Source organism: Ruegeria sp. BC3 (genome assembly GCF_056539265.1).
On record NZ_JBQFUP010000002.1, the window covers coordinates 523,175 to 543,793 of the forward strand.

The 20,619-nt window shown below is 57.5% G+C and carries 16 protein-coding genes and 1 riboswitch; of the genes, 7 read left to right on the top strand and 9 right to left on the bottom strand.

The window, feature by feature from the left end:
* Window positions 1–47 precede the first annotated feature (47 nt).
* From ACR0MV_RS07735 to ACR0MV_RS07765, 7 genes are all read right to left on the bottom strand, one after another.
* Window positions 48–1,559, bottom strand: a complete 1,512-nt coding sequence (locus tag ACR0MV_RS07735) for a tripartite tricarboxylate transporter permease (protein WP_170423804.1) — start codon at window positions 1,557–1,559, stop codon at window positions 48–50.
* Between the two features lie 10 nt (window positions 1,560–1,569).
* On the bottom strand, window positions 1,570–2,091 hold the full coding sequence (locus tag ACR0MV_RS07740) for a tripartite tricarboxylate transporter TctB family protein (RefSeq protein WP_170423806.1): 522 nt from the start codon (window positions 2,089–2,091) through the stop codon (window positions 1,570–1,572).
* Window positions 2,088–3,044, bottom strand: coding sequence for a tripartite tricarboxylate transporter substrate binding protein (locus ACR0MV_RS07745; RefSeq protein WP_480701652.1), 957 nt, complete (start codon window positions 3,042–3,044; stop codon window positions 2,088–2,090). Before ACR0MV_RS07745 ends, ACR0MV_RS07740 begins: the two co-directional genes overlap by 4 nt.
* Window positions 3,045–3,263: 219 nt before the next feature.
* On the bottom strand, window positions 3,264–4,469 hold the full coding sequence (gene pcaF / locus ACR0MV_RS07750; RefSeq protein ID WP_480701653.1) for a 3-oxoadipyl-CoA thiolase: 1,206 nt from the start codon (window positions 4,467–4,469) through the stop codon (window positions 3,264–3,266).
* Window positions 4,469–5,641 carry a CaiB/BaiF CoA transferase family protein gene (locus ACR0MV_RS07755; protein WP_480701654.1) on the bottom strand — a complete coding sequence of 391 codons (1,173 nt, stop codon included), beginning with the start codon at window positions 5,639–5,641 and terminating at the stop codon, window positions 4,469–4,471. Before ACR0MV_RS07755 ends, pcaF begins: the two co-directional genes overlap by 1 nt.
* Complete coding sequence (locus tag ACR0MV_RS07760; RefSeq protein WP_480701655.1) at window positions 5,638–6,849, bottom strand: acyl-CoA dehydrogenase family protein; 1,212 nt, start codon at window positions 6,847–6,849, stop codon at window positions 5,638–5,640. The genes ACR0MV_RS07755 and ACR0MV_RS07760 overlap by 4 nt, the downstream gene beginning before the upstream one ends.
* Window positions 6,850–6,851: 2 nt before the next feature.
* Window positions 6,852–8,393, bottom strand: a complete 1,542-nt coding sequence (locus ACR0MV_RS07765) for a class I adenylate-forming enzyme family protein (RefSeq protein ID WP_480701656.1) — start codon at window positions 8,391–8,393, stop codon at window positions 6,852–6,854.
* Between the two features lie 251 nt (window positions 8,394–8,644).
* Between ACR0MV_RS07765 and ACR0MV_RS07770 the strand changes: the two genes are divergently transcribed.
* The 7 genes from ACR0MV_RS07770 (at window position 8,645) to ACR0MV_RS07800 (ending at window position 18,078) form a co-directional block, all read left to right on the top strand.
* Entirely contained in the window at window positions 8,645–10,594 is a 1,950-nt protein-coding gene (locus ACR0MV_RS07770) for a 3-hydroxyacyl-CoA dehydrogenase NAD-binding domain-containing protein (RefSeq protein WP_480701657.1), read from the top strand.
* A 200-nt stretch (window positions 10,595–10,794) separates the two neighbouring features.
* Window positions 10,795–11,283: a CBS domain-containing protein gene (locus ACR0MV_RS07775; RefSeq protein WP_480701658.1), complete on the top strand. Its 489-nt coding sequence runs from the start codon at window positions 10,795–10,797 to the stop codon at window positions 11,281–11,283.
* Between the two features lie 23 nt (window positions 11,284–11,306).
* Window positions 11,307–12,671 carry an ArsB/NhaD family transporter gene (locus ACR0MV_RS07780; RefSeq protein WP_480701659.1) on the top strand — a complete coding sequence of 455 codons (1,365 nt, stop codon included), beginning with the start codon at window positions 11,307–11,309 and terminating at the stop codon, window positions 12,669–12,671.
* Window positions 12,672–12,782: 111 nt separating this feature from the next.
* Window positions 12,783–12,886: riboswitch (TPP riboswitch) on the top strand.
* A 33-nt stretch (window positions 12,887–12,919) separates the two neighbouring features.
* Complete coding sequence (thiB, locus tag ACR0MV_RS07785; protein ID WP_170423823.1) at window positions 12,920–13,900, top strand: thiamine ABC transporter substrate binding subunit; 981 nt, start codon at window positions 12,920–12,922, stop codon at window positions 13,898–13,900.
* Complete coding sequence (locus ACR0MV_RS07790; RefSeq protein ID WP_480701660.1) at window positions 13,876–15,423, top strand: thiamine/thiamine pyrophosphate ABC transporter permease ThiP; 1,548 nt, start codon at window positions 13,876–13,878, stop codon at window positions 15,421–15,423. Before thiB ends, ACR0MV_RS07790 begins: the two co-directional genes overlap by 25 nt.
* Entirely contained in the window at window positions 15,410–16,105 is a 696-nt protein-coding gene (locus ACR0MV_RS07795; protein ID WP_480701661.1) for a thiamine ABC transporter ATP-binding protein, read from the top strand. Before ACR0MV_RS07790 ends, ACR0MV_RS07795 begins: the two co-directional genes overlap by 14 nt.
* Before the next feature lie 170 nt (window positions 16,106–16,275).
* Window positions 16,276–18,078, top strand: coding sequence for an adenylate/guanylate cyclase domain-containing protein (locus ACR0MV_RS07800; RefSeq protein WP_480701662.1), 1,803 nt, complete (start codon window positions 16,276–16,278; stop codon window positions 18,076–18,078).
* Window positions 18,079–18,092: 14 nt separating this feature from the next.
* Here the strand turns inward: ACR0MV_RS07800 and ACR0MV_RS07805 are convergent, their stop codons facing one another.
* Together ACR0MV_RS07805 and ACR0MV_RS07810 are read right to left on the bottom strand one after the other, a co-directional pair.
* Window positions 18,093–19,055 carry a GlxA family transcriptional regulator gene (locus ACR0MV_RS07805; protein WP_480701663.1) on the bottom strand — a complete coding sequence of 321 codons (963 nt, stop codon included), beginning with the start codon at window positions 19,053–19,055 and terminating at the stop codon, window positions 18,093–18,095.
* 39 nt (window positions 19,056–19,094) lie between these two features.
* On the bottom strand, window positions 19,095–20,582 hold the full coding sequence (locus ACR0MV_RS07810) for an oligosaccharide flippase family protein (protein WP_480701664.1): 1,488 nt from the start codon (window positions 20,580–20,582) through the stop codon (window positions 19,095–19,097).
* Between the last annotated feature and the right edge of the window lie 37 nt (window positions 20,583–20,619).

Here is a 20,619-nt window from a genome sequence, read left to right on the forward strand (position 1 = left end):
CTCACACTGTTGGGGTACCGGGCGCCGCAGCGTCCGGCGTGGTCGCGCTAGGCGGACAGTTCGGCAGTCTGCTTCGACGCTCGGAAGCGCGCGACAATACGGATACCGATGGCGACCAGTGGAATGGCAAAAAACACCAGCGCCACCGGGCGGGTCAGGAAGATACCGAACCCGTCATCGGTCAGAAGTACCGATTGACGCAAAGCCTGTTCCGCGCCGGGTGCTAGAACAAAAGCGATGATCGTTGCAGCTGGGCTGAAGTTCAGCGTCCGCATGAAATATCCGATCAGGCCAAAGATGCAGGCGATCACCACGTCGAACATCGACGACCGCGCTGTATAGGCAGAGATCAGGGCAACCGCCAGGATCGTCGGATAGATCAGGCGCTGCGGGATCTTATCGATCACGCGACCGATCAGCGGGCCACCGAACCACCCGATCAGACCATAAAGCAGGATCCCGGTCAGACCTGCAGCGAACAAGCCATAGACCACATCACCCGAGGTCTCAAAGATCTTGGGACCGACCTGAATACCGTGGATCAGGAAGACACCCATCAGCATCGCCGCAATGGTCGAACCCGGAACCCCCAAAGCCAGAAGCGGGATCATGGATGGGCCAGATACAGCGTTGTTGGCGGCCTCAGGGGCGGCGACGCCTTCAATGGCACCCTTGCCCCATTCATCCTTGTTTTTGGCCTTCGCCTTGGATGACCCATATGCAACGAAACACGCAACCGCCGATCCGACACCGGGAATAAGCCCAACCATCGATCCGATAGCCGATCCGCGCCCGATGAAGGGCAAACACCGCTTGATCTCTTCCCAGCTCAACCGGTCGTCGTCAGGATTTTTTGCTTGAATCTCATCGTGGTGCTCTTGTCCTTTTCTGGCCGGAAAGACCTGCGAGAACACTTCGGAGATCACGAACAAACCGATCAGCAACGGGACAAGAGACAAGCCGTTGTACAGTTCGACCATTCCAAAGTCATAGCGCGGCTCGGATGTAATCGGGTCCAGGCCGATCATCGCCAGGGTCGCGCCAAACAGGGTCGAGGCGATCCCTTTGAGGACCGAGTCCGAGATAACCGAACCGATGATCAGGAACGCACAGACATAGATGGCAAAGTAATCCGGCGGGCCCAGTTCTCGGGTCAGCTGTGCAATGGTCAAGGCACCGAAGATCAGGATCAGCTCGCCGATAAAGTCACCAATCACTGACGCGACAGTCGCGGTCTTGAGCGCTTTGCCCGCTTTGCCCTTTTTGGTCAGCGCGTGGCCATCTATCACTGTTGCAGCGGCCGCCGTGGTTCCAGGCGTGTTGAACAGGATCGCAGATATTGACCCCCCAAATCGCCCGGCCTTGCCAATCACGTACAAAAACGCCAGCGCGGAAAGTGGATCGATATAGTAGGTGATCGGCACAAGCATTGCGATCGCTGCCGAGGCTGTCAGGCCAGGCACCGCACCAACAATTACGCCCAAAACCGCGCCCAGAACGACGAACATCAGCGTCTCTGGTGTTGTGAAAATCGTGTAGAAACCGTGGAGAAGTTCCATTTCGCTTACCTCACTTCAGCCCAAACAGGGACAGCGGGTTGAAGATTGTCGCGGCAGGCTCGAAGACCGTCATCACCTTGAAGAACAAGAGATACAACGCGGCCGTGGCACAGACGGGCAACAGGATCAGCGCCGGTCCCCGTACAGCAAAGAGAACGGCTGCAACCAGCAAAAGAACGAAGCAGGCGGTGACATAGCCAAAGGCGCCAAACATCCACACAAAGGCCAAACCCAGCAGAAACAACGGCACCGCGTCCGCAAAAAAGCGCTTTGCGTCAAAGGTGGATTTGTCCGCAGGTGCGATCTGTTCCCGCAACCCAAACACAACCATCGTCGCACCGATCAAACCCAAGGCTAAGCAGATCGATTGGGGAAAGAACCGCGGCCCGATACCTTCCTCATCAACGAAATCCAACGATATCGCGAAGGATTTCCAGAAAAAGAAAGCTGCAAGCGCGCCCAGGGCGAGTCCCGCAAAAATGTTGTGGCGCGCAGTTTTGCGCACCACCTCGATATCGATTTCCGTGCTCATTCCATGGTTTCCAGCAGCTTCGCCCACTCGGCCTCGGAAGCAGTCAGAGCGGCTGCGGTGTCTGGACCGCTCACGCTGGACGACGGCAGACCGGCGGTCGAAAGAGTTTCGATGTAACCTTCGTCCTGTGTAATCGCGACAACTGCATCCGACAGCTGAGCCACGACTTCGTCAGAGGTCCGAGCCGGCGCCATCACGATCATGGAAGAGGACACGGGAACGAAATCAACGCCCAGTTCCTTTGCAGTCGGCGCATCAGGAGCCGCCGGATGGCGGTCATTCGCCAGAACAGCCAGCAAGCGCACTTCGTCTTCGAACCCACGACCCAGATGGGCGCCCATAATGCCAAAATCCACCTCAGAACTGGCAAGTGCTGCGCGTACGCCAGAACCGCCTTTGAACGGAACATCTTTGGCAGCGACGTCGTTCGGGTTCAGAACGCCCAATCCCGCGACATGCCAGACATTGCCACGGCCGGTGTGACCCCAACGCAGCTTGGTGTCCGCTGACTTGCCTGCCTCAATCAACTCATCAAGGGACTGGATCGGAGAGCTTGCCGGCACAAAGATACCGGCCGTCAGCTCACCAATAGTGCCGACCATTTTGAAGTCTTTGGCAGACACGACCTGAGGCTTGATCAGATTCTTCAGAACCATCGAGCCCGCCGATGCTAAATACAGTGTGTAGCCGGTGGGCGGCTGGTCCGCCACAAAACGTCCACCAACCAGACCGCCACCGCCGGGTTTGTTAACGACAACGACCGGTTGACCGCCCAGGTGGGCATCTGCGGCACTTGCCAGTGCCCGCGCATAGGTGTCGGTGCCGCCACCGGCCTTGAAACCGACGATCAGGTCGATCGGGCGCTCAGGAAAGTCGGCCGCGTTCGAAATTGAAGCAGTCATTGCCAGCGCAGCACCTGCGACGACAGACTTGATTTTACTTAGGTGAAACACGAAGAAATCCTCCCAGATTTGCGACGGAGCCGATTCCGCCTTGATAGATCATTCCGGAAGGTACAAAGCGGCGATCGATTACTGAAATACTATAAAAGTATTCGATCCATCTGTTTTTGCGATAGTCCAGTGGTTCGCCAAACAGTGCCCTATTAGTTGCAACGCCGACCGTTATCCGGTCGGCTGATTGGAACCTTTTCCAAGGGGTTTGATCTGCGATCAAACCCTTTCTAACAAAACCGAAATTCCCTGACCCACACCAATGCACATTGTACACAGCGCATACTGAGTGCCCGTTCGTGTCAGTTGGGCCGTGGCAGTTAATGCCAGTCTCGCACCCGACATTCCCAACGGATGGCCCAATGCAATAGCCCCCCCACTGGGATTCACCTGCGCAGCATCATCCTGCAAACCCAAAGCACGGGTTACGGCCAGTGCTTGCGCCGCAAATGCCTCGTTCAACTCGACCACGTCGATCTGTTCGATGCTTAAACCTGCGCGATCCAAAAGCTTTTGCGTGGCGGGCGCGGGCCCGAACCCCATGATCCGCGGTGGGACACCTGCAGTCGCACCCGCTACCACCCGGGCCCGCGGTGTCAGGCCATGGCGGCGCGCAGCCTCTTCGGAAGCGATGATCAGCGCGGCAGCCCCGTCATTGACACCCGAGGCATTCCCCGCGGTAACACTCCCGCCTTCGCGGAACGGCGCTCGCAGCTTGGTTAATCCTTCGAGAGTTGTTTCCGGCCGCAGGTGCTCGTCTCTGTCAACAACCTTTGGGTCACCCTTGCGCTGAGGGATCGTCACTGCGCAGATCTCTTCCGCGAAAATCCCGTCCGCCTGCGCCTTTGCCGCGCGTTGCTGGGACCGCAGAGCGAACAGGTCTTGATCTTCGCGACTGATATCGAAGTCAGCCGCCACGTTTTCGGCTGTCTCGGGCATCGAGTCCACGCCGAACTGCGCCTCCATCTGATTGTTCACGAACCGCCAGCCAATGGTGGTGTCATGCACTTCGCTAGATCGACTGAATGCAGACGTGGCTTTGGGCATCACGAAAGGAGCACGGCTCATGCTTTCGACGCCACCTGCAATGATCAGATCGGCGTCGCCTGACCGGATCGCGCGGGCACCATAAGCAACCGCGTCCAAACCTGATCCACAGAGTCTGTTCAGGGTTGTGCCCGACACGCAGTCTGGCAACCCCGCCAAAAGTGAAGACATCCGCGCCACGTTTCGATTGTCTTCTCCCGCCTGATTGGCACAACCAAAAAGAACGTCATCGACGGCGGTCCAATCGACGCCGGAATTACGCTCGATCAATGCCTTGATCGGGATCGCCCCCAGATCGTCGGCGCGAACCGATGACAGGGCTCCGCCATAACGCCCGATGGGTGTGCGCACGGCGTCGCAGATAAACGCTTCGGCCATCAGATCACCCCTGCATCACGCATCGCCTGAATGGCGGCTTCGTTATGGCCAAGACCTTTGAGGATCTCATCCGTATTTTGCCCCTTATCCGGCGGCGGCAACCAAAACTCGTCCAGCCCGGCAGAAAACTTTGTCGGATACCCGGCCTGATAGGTTTTGTTTTCACCCTCTCCCAACTCACCAAACATGCCGCGCTCGTTTAAATGAGGATCGTCGAACAGGCGCATGTCTTCGTAGACGACCGCCCAGGGCAGATCGGTTGGGCGGAACTGCACCTCCCACTCTTCTAGGGTTTTGGCCGCGAACATCTCTGACATCATGCCATGCACAGCGTGCTTTTGCTTGTTCCGCAGTCGGTTGGTGGCAAAATCCTCACGACGGAGATAGGGGAACTCATCACCCAACATGTCGGCCAAAAGAACCCAGAACTTGTTTTCAAACAAACCAATGGCGATGTGCTTGCCGTCTTTGGTTTCAAAAATATCATTGTCGGGCATTACAAAAGACATTTGGTCAGGATCGCCCTCACACAGGTCATGCGCGATGCGGACCAGAGGCGACGACCAGTTGGCCATGGCGTCCGTGATCGCCACGTCTAGGTGTTGACCCTTGCCGCTGATCTTGGCCGAGGCCATCGCCACAGCCATCGACAGGGCCCCATACATGGCACCCGCATAATCCGACAGCCGGACCTTGGGCCGCGCTAGCTTGTCATTCACTTGTGAGGGCACCGCGAAATAGCCAGAAAGCGCCAGAAAATCGATGTCATGACCCGCACGATGACGATAAGGACCGGTTTGCCCGAAGCCAGATAGCGAGCAATAGACAATCGCCGGGTTCATCGCTTTGACCGCTTCGTATCCAAAGCCGAGGCGATCCATGACACCCGGTCGAAAGCTCTCGATCACCGCATCGGCGCTTTTCAGAAGGTCGGTCAGTACGGCTTTGCCTTCATCGGATTTCAGGTCCAGTGTTAGGGATTTCTTGTTCCGGTTCAGGCGGGCAAACATATCCTTTCCCAAGAAACGGCCCGGATCACCATGCTTGGGCTCTTCGATTTTGATGACCTCAGCTCCAAGGTCCGCAAGCGACTGTGTCGCAAAAGGACCAGGTAAAAGACGCGACAGGTCGATGATGCGCATGCCGTTCAAAAAGGACCAGTCGTTTGTCATTCAGCTGCCTCCGGGTTGGCTTTTTGCCATTCTTTTTGAATACCCTTGCCGATGGTGTTGCGTTGAATCTCTGAACTGCCGGTCAGCACGCGGAACATGCGCAGGCGGCGGAACACCCACTCAACCGGGTGGTTTTTGGTCATGCCGGTGGCTCCGTGTATCTGGATAGCCTTGTCGGCCACCTGAAATGCATTCTCGGCCACGAAAACCTTGCACATCGACGCCTCGGACCGGATGTTTTCGCCCCGGTCTGCCTTGGCGGCAGCGGCGTGGATCATCGAATGGGCGGCGTAATTAGCGGTCTTCATATCCGCAAGCATATGCTGGATCGCCTGAAAATTGGCGATGGGCCGGTTGAACTGCACCCGACGGTTCGCATAGTCCACTGCTTGTTCCAGAGCGAATTGCGCATGGCCCAGCATGGTGGGACATTGCAACAGACGGTTGATGTTAATCCGCTCCATGCCCAGTTTGAACCCACGACCCAAACCACCAAGGATGTTCCGCGCCGGGACGCGGACGTTTTCCAAGATAATATCATTGTCGATATGCTGGCCCGACATCGGCAGGTAGTGCCCTTCGATCCGGTACCCGGGCGAATTTGCTTCGACCAGAAACGCCGTCACCCCATCCGTTCCCGCATCCGGATCCGTGACGCACATGATGATCGCGAAATCCGCAGTGCGCGAGGCCGTGATGTAACGTTTATGCCCGTTGATGATGTAATCATCCCCATCCTTAACGGCCCGTGTCTGAATGCGTGTGGCATCGGACCCGGCATTGGGTTCGCTCAGGGCAAAGCACCCTGCCCGCTCGCCTCGTGCGGCGGGATAAAAGAATTCTTCGTTCTGCTCATCCGAGGCCTGCGTGATGATGTACCCGATCCGCATCGGGCCACCGTTTTCGCCCAGAACACACCCATACAGCGCCGCGTTCGATCGGGTCGCGTCCTCTTTCAACGTGCACAGCTGGTCGATCGACAAACCCAGCCCGCCATATTCTTCGGGCAGGTTGCAGCCATAGATGCCCAGCTCGCGCGAGCGTTTCCACCATTCTTCCAGCTGCGCACGCTCGAACCGGGTTTCGTGCGTCAGCCCGTTCTCTTTCTCGAACGGGATCATTTCATTGTACAAAAGGTCGTTCACCTTGCCGCGAAGCTCGGCAAAAGCGGCGGACTCCAATCCGGTTGTCGCTCTGTTCAAGCCCATCGTTACACCTTCCGATCCGAACCCGCCCAATACGAGTCTCGCACTTGCCGCCGCAGAATTTTTCCCGCATCATTTTTGGGAAGCTCAGCAACGATATCAACCGAGTGCGGCTTTTTGAACTTGCCCAGCTTGTCGACGCAATGCGCAATCAAGGCGTCAGCGTCCACGTCGACCCCGTCGCGCGGAACCACGACGGCTTTGACAGCCTCGCCCAGATCTGAATCCGGCACACCCACAACGCAGGCTTCGAATACCTCGGGCCGCTCGAACAGGGCGTGCTCGACCTCATTGGGGTAAACGTTGAACCCGCCGGTGACGATCATGTCCTTCTTACGGTCAACGATAAAGATATAGCCGGTTTCGTCGATGTAAGCGATGTCGCCAGTATGATAACAGCCGTTCTTCAAAACCGGCGCCGTCAATTCAGGGGCATTGTGGTAGCCCTGCATGACGTCTTCGCCGCGCACCACCAACTCGCCCGCTTGCCCGTTTGGCATTTCGTTACCCTCATCGTCGACAACGAATACCTCGGTATCAAACAGCGCCCGCCCGCACGAGCTGAACAGCTCGGGCCGCGTGGTCATGCCGAGCCTGTGGTCTTCCTCCGTCAACAGCGTGACCGAGGAACAGACCTCGCCTGCGCCGTAACCTTGGTTCAGGATTGGGCCGAAGAATTCGACCGCCTCACGCAGGCGCGCCGGAGAAATAGGGGCTGCACCGTACCGAAGCAGTTTCAGGGAAGAGAGGTCATAGTCGCCTCGGTTCGGTGCAGCCAGGATGCGGTTTATCATGGTCGGGACCAAGTAGGTCTGTGTCACCTTTTCGCTCTGAAGTGTCGAAAGGTAATTATCCACGTCAAACCGCGAAAGGATGATATTCGTATGACCCTGCGCCAGCAGAGGCATCAATGCCATGCCCGAGACATGGGTGATCGGACCGACATGCAGAAACGTTTCTGGCTGATCGGGGTACAAGCGCGACCGGAACGTGATTTTCCGCAGGATTGCCCGGCGGTTTCGTAGAGAGTGCATGGCAGCCTTCAGAACGCCGGAGGAACCGGACGTATAGTGGTGCACCATGATGTCGTCGGGCGAAACTTCGACACAGACGGGCGTCGGATCTGCGTCACGCAGAGCGTCCTCATAGCTGTTACCCTCGCCCATGATCAGCAGTGTTTGCAGACCCGGGTTCTTGGCCAGCGCTTTTTGAGCGGCAGCCAGATGCGCCTCATCCGTGATCAGCACTTTGACCTGGCTGTCGGCGCAGACATGCACAACCTCGTCCTCGGACAAGCGCGCGTTGATTGGAACCCGTGTGAAACCGCCTTTCAACAAGGCGACTTCGGCCTCGGCGATTTCCACACGGTTCCAGGCCAAAACGGCCACGCGGTCGCCTTTTATCACACCAAGCTCGGTCAGAGCCGCGGCCAGCCGGTTGGTCCTTTCGTCCACCTGCGCATATGTCAGGGCGACACGTTCATCTTTCAGAGCGATGCGATCACCCCAGAAGAGGGCGGATCGGGTCACGAGGGAACCAAGGTTCATTGCAACGTCCTTGCATAGGGCCAACAGCGCAAAACTGGATGCGCTTGGCTGTGGTCATTTGCGGCAAGGTTAGGGCTCTGAACTTATCTAGGAAAATACTATTTACCTCTGTACTCTATCTGATTTTCTTATGTCTATGACAACCAGACCATACAAAAAATCGATAGAATGCATCACAACATCATATTTTTGATTGCCGCAAAAAAGAGCTAATGACAGCCTCAGCCACTATGACATTACCGGGGACGGCCATGACTGTGACAACCATTTCAAAACATGGCGCAGTTGCGGTCATTCGGATCGACAACCCTCCGGTGAATGCAATCTCGCAAGCTGTACGGCAGGGTCTGAAAGATGCAGTTTCTAACGTCGATTCGGACCCAAAGGTGCAGGCAGCGGTCATTCTGTGCACTGGCCGCACCTTCATGGCCGGGGCTGATATTTCGGAACTGGGAAAGCCCCCCGTACCGCCGCATCTGAACGATCTGACCGACCATATCGAACGCTGCACTAAACCCTTGGTGGCAGCCATTCACGGCCAAGCCCTTGGCGGAGGACTTGAGATTGCGTTGGCCTGCTCCCATCGTGTCGCCGTTATTGGCACCCGGTTCGGCCTGCCCGAAGTGAACCTCGGCTTCGTGCCGGGGGCGGGCGGGACCCAGCGGTTACCCCGGCTTATCGGTGTCGAACCGGCCCTGAACATGGCGGTCGAAGGCAAACCGGTCGGCACCGAAGCGGCGCTTTCATCGGGGTTAATCGATCAAATTGTGGACGATCTGGAACCAGACGCCATTGAATTTGCCCGGAAAATTATCGACCAGGGCCAGACTGCGCGCAAACTGGACCAAGCCATTGCGCCAGACAGCTTTGACCCGAACCTGTTCGATCAATGGCGCGCAATGTGTGCCAAACGCAAGCGCGGGCTGGATGCGCCTATGGCCGTCATTGATGCGATCGAGGCGGCAACCGGACCGGATGTGGACGCGGGAAAAGCAACCGAACGCGCGTTGTCGCTGAAACTGCGCAAAAGCCCGCAATCCAAAGCCCTGCGTCATATTTTTGCCGCCGAACGCGCCAGTTCAAAGATCGACGACATTGACCCAACTGTTGCCCGTCCGATTGCTTCGGTCGGTGTGATCGGCGCGGGTACCATGGGTGCAGGCATCGCCCAGTTCTTTGCCACGAATGGGATTTCTGTCACGTTGGTCGAAATCTCACCCGAAGCTGCGGCCGCAGGTATCGACCGTATCCGTGAAAACCTTTCACAAAGCGCCAAACGAGGAAAACTGACGCAGGATCGCGCGGCCGAGATTTTGACTCTGGTACATCCGACGACCGACTATGCAGATCTGGCCGAGGTCGACCTGGTCATTGAAGCCGCCGTTGAGCTGCTGGACGTAAAGAAAGAGATCTTCGTCCGGCTCGACAAAGCCTGCAAGCCGTCGGCTATTCTGGCAACAAACACGTCCTATCTGGATGTCAGCGCCATTGCGAACGCGACGAACAGGCCCGATCAAGTGGCGGGCCTTCATTTTTTCAGCCCCGCGCATATCATGAAACTGGTCGAGATCATTCGCACCGATCAAGTTTCGCCGTGGGTTCTGGCAACATTGGCGCAAACGATGAAAAAGATGGGCAAAACCGGCGTCATCGCGGGCAATTGTCACGGTTTTATTGGAAACCGGATGTATCAGAGCTACCAGAAAGCGGCCGGAATTCTTCTTTTGGAATCCGGCTCGCCAGAGATCGTCGATCAAGCGCTGCGCAGCTTCGGAATGGCCATGGGGCCGTTTCAGGTGCTTGATCTGTCGGGGATTGATGTCGGCTATCTGATGCGAAAATCCCTGCCCGCCGATAAAGTGCACCCTTATGCTTTCAAGGTGCACGATGCGCTGGTTGAGGCCGGCCGAAAAGGGCGAAAAACCGGGGCAGGATTCTATACCTACGGCCCGGACGGGGCGACCACAGACCAGATGGTACTGGATTTGATCGCCGACACTGCCCGTGAAAACGGAGTGGCACCAGCCAAACTGACCGAAGAACAGATTGCCGCCCGTTGCATGGACGCACTTGGACAGGAAGGTTTGGCAATTCTGGATGAGGGCGTTGCGGCCCGGCCCGGCGACATCGACGTGGTTTTCGTGAACGGCTATGGGTTCCCGCGCCACAAAGGTGGTCCTGACTTTTTGCAACGACAGTAGGCCGTTCCGCTTGGCGACTTCACGCAGGGGAATCGCGATTTAATCTCGAATCAGGGCTGGTCAATCCCGACCGGCAATGGAATCAGTGCGCATCAACAAATTTTGATTCGCTCAGACAGGCTTGAACCAGCATTGCCCGGGCGTTTTTCGTGGCTTTCCGGTGGAGCCCCACCCAAGCCACGCAAAGTCAGAGGAAAAGCATGGGCCTGACCTGCTATGACGTAATGGTACCGCCCGAGGTACAAAAAACCATTCTGCCCGACGAAAGCGTCGCCACAGCCTTCAACATCATCCGCCGCAGCCGCGCGCGATTTTTGCCCGTGGTGGACTCCGATGGAACCTATGTTGGCGTGTTCACCGCACCAACGTTGTTGAAGCTGATCCTGCCCAAGGCCGCAACCATCGGCCTGAATGATGATGCATCGCGCGTTGCCATCGACTCGCTGAGCTTTATGAACCTGACGCGGGACGATTTCGAACAGCAGCTTGACCGGCTCAAGACCGAGAAGGTTCGCGACAATATGTCGAGGCCGTCGAACATCCCCGTGGCTGCCCCCGACACGCCGGTGATGGAAGGCATCTTCCTGATCTACAAGTACAAACGGCACGTGATCCTTGTTGAACCCGAGACCAAGCGTTTCGTTGGCACTGTCAGCGCCAATTCGCTTCTGAACCGCGCACTCAGCTAACCCCTACAAACCGGACTAATACCTTGGCAACGCATTCGACGTCACACGGAGAGGCCGTTCTCTCTGTTCCACAACTATTGGGAATAGATCCCCTTTGGGTCGCAACAGGCATTCTGATCCTGGTCTATGCGGTCCTGATAACCGAAAAGGTCAACCGCGCCATTCTGGCAATGCTGGGCGCATCACTGATGGTCCTGTTCGGCATCATCAATCAAGAACAAGCCGTGGCCGGGGTTGATTCCAATACTCTGGCCCTGCTGATCGGCATGATGGTGATCGTGGGCATCACCAGCAAATGCGGTCTGTTCCAGTATGTGGCGATCAAGGCCGCCAAAGCGGTGAAGGCAAACCCAACCGGCATTCTGATCATGCTGACGCTGATCACAGCAGTTTTCTCGGCGTTGCTGGACAACGTGACCACCGTCCTGCTGATTGCTCCTATCACGCTGCTGATCACCGAAGCGCTGGAAACGCGGGTGTTTCCGTTCTTTATCGCCGAAATCCTGGCCTCGAACGTCGGCGGCACCGCCACCCTGATCGGTGACCCGCCCAACATTATCATCGGCTCGGCCGCTGGATTGAGCTTTAACCAGTTTGTAGTGAACCTCGCCCCGATTTCGGCCATTTGTCTGGTTGTTCTGACCGGCATTATCTATCTGATGAACCGCAAGGAACTGGCCAGAATTCCGAAGTCCGCAAGCGAGCGGATCATGGGATTCAACGAGTCCGAAGCGGTCACCGATGTTCCTTTGATGATCAAATCGCTGTCTGTTCTGGCACTGGTCTTGCTTGGCTTTACCTTGGGCCATAGCTACGGCATTCAGCCGGGCACGTCTGCGCTGGCCGGTGCAGGCCTGCTGATGCTGCTGGCCTACGGTCATCAGCACGGCGAAGAACAGACCGAGTCCGTGCACCACATCTTTGGTGAGGTGGAATGGGTCACGATCTTTTTCTTCGGCGGCTTGTTTGTCATCGTTGCCGGGGTCGAGCACGTGGGGCTTCTGGCCTTCTTCGGAGAAAAGGTGCTGGAGTTGACCCAGGGCGACATGATGTGGACCGCGTTCTTCATCTTCTGGGCCTCGGGCATCCTGTCGGCCATTCTGGATAACATCCCATTCGTTGCCACAATGATCCCGCTGATTGAATCCACCGCCGACACATTTGGTGGCAAGGACGCGATTGAGCCGCTGTGGTGGTCGTTGGCACTTGGGGCCTGTCTGGGCGGCAACGGCACCCTGCTGGGGGCAAGCGCCAACCTGACCGTGGCTGCATTCGCGGAAAAGGCCAAGCAACCCATCGGCTTTATCGCCTTTGCCAAAATCGCATTCCCGATCATGATCCTGACCCTGATGATCGCGAACATGTATATCTGGCTGCGCTACTTCTGATCTTGCGGCCCTTTGGACCGTTCACCTTTCTGGTTCAAAGGGCCCAAGCCTTCACAAGGTCGATGGCGTCGTCGAATATGGTTGTCTTTCGCACCAATCCCTCCTAGTGACACCTTTACCTCGGGGTGCGCGGCCTGCCGCGCTGAGATGCCTTTGGCGAACCCGTAGAACCTGAACCGGCTAGAACCGGCGGAGGGAAGGGTTTCGGTTTCATCCATCCTTGCCCTCTCGCCGCAATGGAGGATGACATGAAACATCTGCTGATTGCTGCGGGAATCCTGAGTGCAACGTCGGCCATCGCCGCCGACAAACCTCAGTTGACCGTTTACACCTATGACAGCTTTGTATCTGACTGGGGCCCCGGCCCGCAGGTCAAAGAAGCGTTCGAAGCTGTATGCGAATGCGAACTGAATCTTGTGGGCGTTGAAGACGGCGCGGCCTTGCTGTCGCGTATCCGGCTTGAGGGTGAAAACTCGGATGCCGATGTGGTTCTGGGCCTCGATACCAACCTGATCACGGCGGCAAAGGAAACCGGTCTGTTTGCACCCAACCCTGTTTCTGCCGAATTCGCGCTGCCGATCGAGTGGTCGGACGACACATTCACACCCTATGACTGGGGCTACTTTGCCTTTGTCCACAACGCTGACGCCACCGCGCCCGCCAATTTCCGCGCATTGGCCGACAGTGAAACCAAGATCATCATCCAGGACCCCCGCTCATCCACACCCGGGCTGGGCCTGCTGATGTGGGTCAAAGCGGCCTATGGCGACGAGGCGCCCGAGATTTGGGCGGGCCTGGCCGATAACATCGTGACCGTTACCAAAGGCTGGTCCGAGGCCTATGGCCTGTTCTTGGAAGGCGAGTCCGATATGGTTCTCAGCTACACCACGTCGCCAGCCTATCACCTGATCGCCGAGGAAGACGCCAGCAAGGCAGCTGCTGCCTTTGACGAAGGCAACTATCTGCAGGTCGAAGTGGCGGCAAAGCTGGCTGGGACAGACCAACCTGAACTGGCCGACCAATTCCTGAATTTCATGGTAACGGACGCGTTCCAGCAAATCATCCCGACGACCAACTGGATGTACCCTGCTGTCACCCCGGCGGACGGACTGCCAGAAGGGTTCGACACCCTAACCGTGCCCGCCAAGTCACTGCTTTTCTCACCCGATGAAGCCGCCGCAGTGCGGGATCAGGCACTGGCTGAATGGCAGAACGCGCTCAGCCAATAAGCGCATGGCCGGGCATCGGTGCAGCGGCGCTGGTCGCTGCGCTGATCCTGGGCACACTTGCAGCGGTCGCCCTGCGTGCTGAGACAAGCGGCGGGTTCAGCCCCGCCGACTGGGCGGCGCTGCGGTTCACGCTGACTCAGGCCGTACTGTCCGCGTTGTTCAGCGTCGCGCTGGCCGTACCAGTGGCACGAGCTTTGGCCCGTCGGCGGTTCCCGGGTCGCCGTGCGTTGATTGCCCTTTTGGGCGCGCCGTTCATCCTCCCGGTCATAGTGGCTATCCTCGGTCTGCTGCAGGTCTTTGGCCGGTCGGGATGGATTTCTGACGTTCTAGGTGTTTTCGGCCTGCCGCCCATTCGGATTTATGGTTTGCATGGGGTTGTTCTGGCCCATGTGTTCTTCAACCTTCCTCTGGCCACCCGCCTTGTGTTGCAGGCTTGGCAAGAAATTCCCGCCGAACGCTTTCGATTGGCCGCCCAACTTGGCTGCAACGGCATGGCGATGTTCCGCCTGATCGAATTGCCGATGCTCAAACGGACGTTGCCGGGTGTTATCGCTGTGATCTTTGCGATCTGCCTGACCAGTTTCGCCGTCGCCCTCACGCTTGGCGGAGGACCTCGGGCAACCACAATAGAACTGGCAATCTACCAGGCTTTTACCTACGACTTCGACCTTGGCCGCGCCGCGCTTCTGTCGGCGCTGCAGTTGGCGTTGACCGCGGCGGCAGCTCTGGCTGCGCTGAGGTTTTCGCGCGGCGACGGGTTTGGCACGGGTCTGGATCGCGCCTTGCGACGCTGGGACGGCGGCGCACCCGCTTTGGACGCCTTTTGGATCGTGGCGGCCGCTGCCTTTCTGCTGTTGCCCTTGGCTTCCGTCGTGATCTCAGGGCTGGCGGGAGTATTTGACATGCCTGCGCTGGTGTTTCGCGCGGCGCTTACGTCTGTCTTCGTTGCCGCAGCCAGCACGCTCATTTTGTTGGTTCTAGCCCTGCCCATGGCCACCGCCGTCGCAAGTGGGAGGCATGGACTGGTTGAACTGAGCGGTATCCTTGGACTGGCCGCCTCACCTCTGGTTATTGGCACCGGCCTGTTCATTCTGATCCGGCCTGTTGTGAACCCGACCATGTTGGCATTACCCGTTACCGCCCTGGTGAATGCCGCGATGGCCCTGCCCTTCGCATTGCGCATTCTGGTGCCTGCCGCAAAGGACATTACCGCCAGACACGGACGTCTGGCATTGTCACTCAACATGGGGAAATGGACGTTCTTCCGCCGTGTTCTGGTGCCGCGCATGCGTCCTCAAATCGGTTTTGCTGCCGGACTTGGAGCGGCCCTGTCGATGGGCGATCTTGGCGTGATCGCCTTGTTTGCTGATCCACAGATCGCCACGCTTCCCTTACAAATCTATCGTCTGATGGGAGCCTATCAGATGCAAGCCGCCGCTGGAGGCGCGCTTTTGCTGCTGCTACTGTCGATGGGCGCGTTCTGGCTTTTGGACCGAGGAGGCCGCTGGCATGCTGAAGCTTGATCGCTGCGTGATTGAAAACGGATCTTTCACCCTAAGCGCGGATATCGAGATCGAAACCTGTGCCAGCGTCGCGATTATCGGCCCATCGGGTGCAGGTAAATCCACCCTTCTGGAAACCATCGCCGGGTTTCGGGACCTCAAGCAGGGCCAGATCCTTTGGGATGGCGCGCGCATTTCCAATCTGCTCCCGGGTCAGCGCCCTTTGGCGATGCTGTTTCAGGATGGGAACCTGTTTCCTCACCTTACTGCTGCGCAGAACGTCGCTTTGGGCCTGCGCCCGAACGGACGGTTAACGCCCGACGAAGAGACCCAGGTTCTATCCGCGCTCGACCGGGTTGCTCTGTCCGGACTTGGGGACCGCCGACCGGCAGAGCTGTCCGGCGGGCAGCAAAGCCGGGTCGCTCTGGCGCGCGTCCTGGTTCAACGCCGCGCGCTTTTGCTTTTGGACGAACCATTTGCAGCGCTGGGACCAGCCCTCAAAGCCGAGATGCTGGATTTGGTCGCTGGTCTTGTGGCCGAGACCGACACGACCTTGTTGATGGTCAGCCACGATCCGCAGGATGCACGCCGTATTGCCGATCAGACTATACTTGTCGCAGACGAGATGGTACACGCGCCCGCTCAGACTGAGACACTGTTCGATAATCCCCCGCCAAGCCTGCGTGCCTATCTCGGTTCCTAGAGCTATTGGCCCACCCTTCACTGCACACTGGCGGGAACGGGTCGAGCAATGGCCATGTCTGCGTTGAAACGAACCAGCAAGCCAAATAGTGTTCAAGTATGGCCAGCAGAGACATAGACTTAGGGCGCTCTAATACCGTTGCGCGCGAACGCACAAGTTCGGGCTCCAGTTTGAAGATCAGAATTTCCGTCCTGCTGGCACTGACGATCGGCGGCCTCGTCGCGCTGTCGGCGGGTGCGGTGCTGTTGGTGTCGACTTACGCAAACGTGCGGAACACCACGGAACTGCTCAACACCTCTGCCGCGATGATCGTCGAGTCAATTCAGGACAATGTCTTTAGTCTTACGACACCAATTGAGGAATTGGCCAAATCCCTTGAGGAAGACGCAAGATCGGGCGAAGTTGACCTGTCGGATACCGAATTTCTGAAAGCGTATTTTAAGGGCGTCGCAGCCTCTGCCCCGTATCTGAGCGACCTTGCCATCGTGTACCCGGACGGAAGCCTGTTTATCACGACGCATGTGGCCGACCCCGACGGACCCTCTTTTATTGCAACCAACCAAGCCCCGGCGGCGGGAACGCTCAGGTATCTGGAAGACGTGAAAAGCTATGATCAGCTGTTCTGGAACGAACCATTCTTCGACCAGGGACGCACGCATATCTCTGCGACCATACCTGCGTACCGGGACGGAACGTTCCTAGGGGCGATCCTTGTGTCGTCTACCGTGCATCACTTCTCGGGCCTCATAAATGAGCTGGGGGGGAAATACGGGGCAACCGGGTTCATTTTGTATGGCGACAGCCGCGTTCTGGCTCATCCGAAATTGCTGAATCTGACGGGCAATGGGCTAAACGCCGACGCGCCTTTGCATTCCGTCGCCGCATTGGATGACGCGGTGATTTCACAGATGCTGACACAAGCCCCCGAGTTTCAGGGCAATGACGGATCTTTTGATGGCTTTGTTGTCGAACGGCCAGATGGCGAGCATCTGGTCCTGACCAGCACCGTTCATGAGTTCGGCGCAGAACCCTGGGTGATCGGTCAGTATTCGCCACTAAGCGATTGGAGCAACCAATGGTCCCGGCTCAGCGACGCCGCGCTTGTCAGCGGCGGCCTGCTGTTGGCGTCCGTCATTGCGGCATTGCTACTGGCTAAAAGACTCGCCGCGCCTATTCACAGGTCCACTGAAGAAGCTATCAAAATCAGTGAACTGCATCTGGATCAGATCGATTATCTTCCCCCGTCCCGGGTTGCTGAACTGAACCTCCAGGCCGTGGCTTTCAACAAGATGCTGGATGGGTTGCGATGGTTTGAAACCTACTTGCCGCGCGCCTTGGTACGGCAATTGTTGACCACCGACGACCCCAACCTCGTACAACCGCGAGAGGTCGAACTGACCGTTATGTTTGCCGACATCGTCGGGTTTACCCCCGCGTCCGAGGCCATGACGCCACAAGCCACAGCGGACATGCTGAACCGTCACTTCGAGATCCTGAACCGTTGTATTCAGGCCGAAGGCGGTACGTTGGACAAGTACATTGGCGATGCCGCCATGGCGTTTTGGGGCGCTCCGCAGGAACAAATGGATCATGCCGAACGAGCGTGCAGAACGGCGTTGGCTATCAAACAGTCGCTGGCAGATGCCGGGGTGGCCTATGACGTCAAAATCGCGGTCCACACCGGCCCGCTGATCGTGGGCAATATCGGAGCAACAGACAGAACGAATTACACGGTAATCGGCGATACCGTAAACACCTGCGCACGCATTGAAACTCTGGCCGGAGACCTGCCCGGAGACGAGCAAACCAAGATTCTGATCAGTGACGCAACCGCGAAACAGATCGGGTCTTCGTTTGATCTGCAGGATTGTGGCGCGTTCCCGGTCAAAGGACGCACTGGCAAGGTGCGAGTCTACAAACTGACAGGCGGGCCAACACGGGCTTTGCCGCACGACGCGACCGAAATAGCTTAAACGTGCCGCGCAATTCACTCGGTCCGGCGCAATTGGTTTGGCGTCTTGCCGTACTCTGCCTTGAATGTCTGGGACAGCGTTGAGGTCGAGGAAAACCCGCAGGCAATCGCAACATCGATGATCGGCATTTGTGAATGCGAAACCAGAGTCAGCGCCTTTTTCAATCGGATCTTCCTGTAGAATTTGCCCGGTGACGTACTCAGGTGCAGCATGAACTGCCGTTCCAATTGACGGGTCGAGACACCTACGCGGCGCGCCAGAGTGGCGGTTGGCAAAGGGTGTTCCGTATTCTCTTCCATAATGCGGATGGCGTTCTGCAGCCGTTTTTCCAGAAAGTTCGGATTTGCGCTAAGGCCTTTTGGCTGTTCTTGTGCGTGACCGCGCACGTCATTGAATATCATCTGGCATGCAAGCTCGGCCCGGTCCTGCGGCTCGAGCACTTCAGACAGAATACCGATAACGGCCTCGGCGGCATGCCCGGACCCGGCACAGGTCAGCACCGTACCGTTGCGCGCGACTAGGTTATCCGACAGCGTCGGGAAATCTCCGACCTCACGCAGCACGCCGATATCGCGCCAATGCGCCGTAACTGGCCCGGATTGAGGTGCGGTTGCCTTGATGTATTCGCGCGCTGCATCTGAAAAGAGGGCAACCGGTCGCTTGAGTTTCTGCATGGCCCGCACGCGCCGCAACCACACGCCAATATCGCCCATCTGACCGCCGACGACGCACAAACAATCGCTTAGATACTGATCGGAAATTGCAGGTGTAGCTCGCACGATAAGGTCGGAGCAACTCGACACGAAACCGGGGGAATCCGAAGTGATCTGCCACTTGAAAAGATCCCGGTTCAGGACGTCGTTCGCTGTTTGAAGCACGGCAATGATGGAGGAGAGTTCCAGATACGCAAACTCTGCCTGCACAAAGATCTCAAAGGTAATTTGCTTCGATTTTTGGTTCTCGGCACGTGCTAGCATTCGACAAACACATACAGAATTGAGCCGCTGAAACAAGGTTCAAGCAGAACGCTCAGCCCCTTTCGCAGGCGTTGCTCCGGGGCGTTTTCGATCTCGCAGCATGGCCCAAAGGGATTTGTCCAGCACAAGAATGGCAGGCGCGAATACAGCCATCATACAAAGCCCAAGTAGAACGAACCGGATCAGGTCGTGCACCCCTGACAACAGGTCGAACCTTTCTGCCAGAACAACTGGTACACAAGCCAAGGCCACGGCAGGCAGAACGGCCCAAGTTTTGAGCAGAATGGTCTGCCACGCGATCCCTGCGTACCGCTTCATGACAACCGCATTGATCACAAAGGCTATGGTCGCGGCGATTACCTCGGCCATGGCGATTGCGGTGATCCCGAAAGACGTCGCAGCAAGAACCACTGCGATCGCGATCCCCGAATACAGAGCTGTAACCCACGGCAAAAGCCAGACCTGGCCAGCCAAAGTAAGGATCGCAAAGCTGGCATGGCCGCTGCACCGGATCAAAGCAGCAACAGCGAGAATACGCAGAACGGGGGTCGCCGCGTCCCACCCCGGTCCTAGAATTCCGGCCGTCAATGTGTCGGCCATGATGATCACGCCGATAAACAGGGGAACCGCTCCGTAATACAATACTGGGAAGAACCGTAATGCGAGGGCACCGAAGCCCGCTGGCCCGTCCTGCGCATCACGGCTGCGCCGGAACAAGTTCCATGACAGAATGCGTGTCGGCTCGCTTACGATTTCTTCGAAGGCGGCGACGATACGTTGCGCCGCGCGAAAGTATCCAACAGATGTCGCCCCGAGGAATCCGCCAATAATGAGCGTCGCAGCGTAGATGCGGACGTTCACCACAATTCGCGTCAGGATGATCTTCCATGAAAACGCCGCAGTGTCGGCCAGCGTTTCGTGTTGGACCATAGAGGGTCCGGTCCTACTGACCATGGCCCCGCTAGTGCTCCAGATCACGGCACTGACCAGACGACCCCAAGCCAACGCCAATACCCCATAGCCCTGAAGCAATGCCCAGATCGCGACGATCAGATTTGCAAGGTCGGCCAAAAGCGTCACCATTGCCGCCCCGGTCAAGCGGTTCTGCCAAACCATCACTCCGTTATAGGCTGCCCCGACTGAGGTGAAAAACACGCTGATAGACAGGATTTGAACCAAAGGTCCGACTGAGGGGTCAGAGAAAACTCTCGCGGCAAAACCACCACCAACGACCCCGATGACCGCAATGGTGAACCCACAGATCAATGCCACGCAAAGCGTCTCGCGAATGCGCGCCCGGTCCCCGTGCCATTGCATGATGTATTCTGGCCAGCCCGCCGTTGAAACCTGCGTCAGGATGACGATAACCGCCGCGGCCAATGCGAAAATGCCGAATTCGGCAGGTGTCATCAGCCGCACTGCCACCATGAAGATCGCGAACTGTGCCAGCTGGGTAAAGATCTTGGACACCATGGTCCAGATCCCGCCCTGCAGAACTGATTCCTTCTTCTTTGCGGCCTCCGTCATTTTTGCCCCCCGTCAGGACAAATGAGGCCCTTGCGGC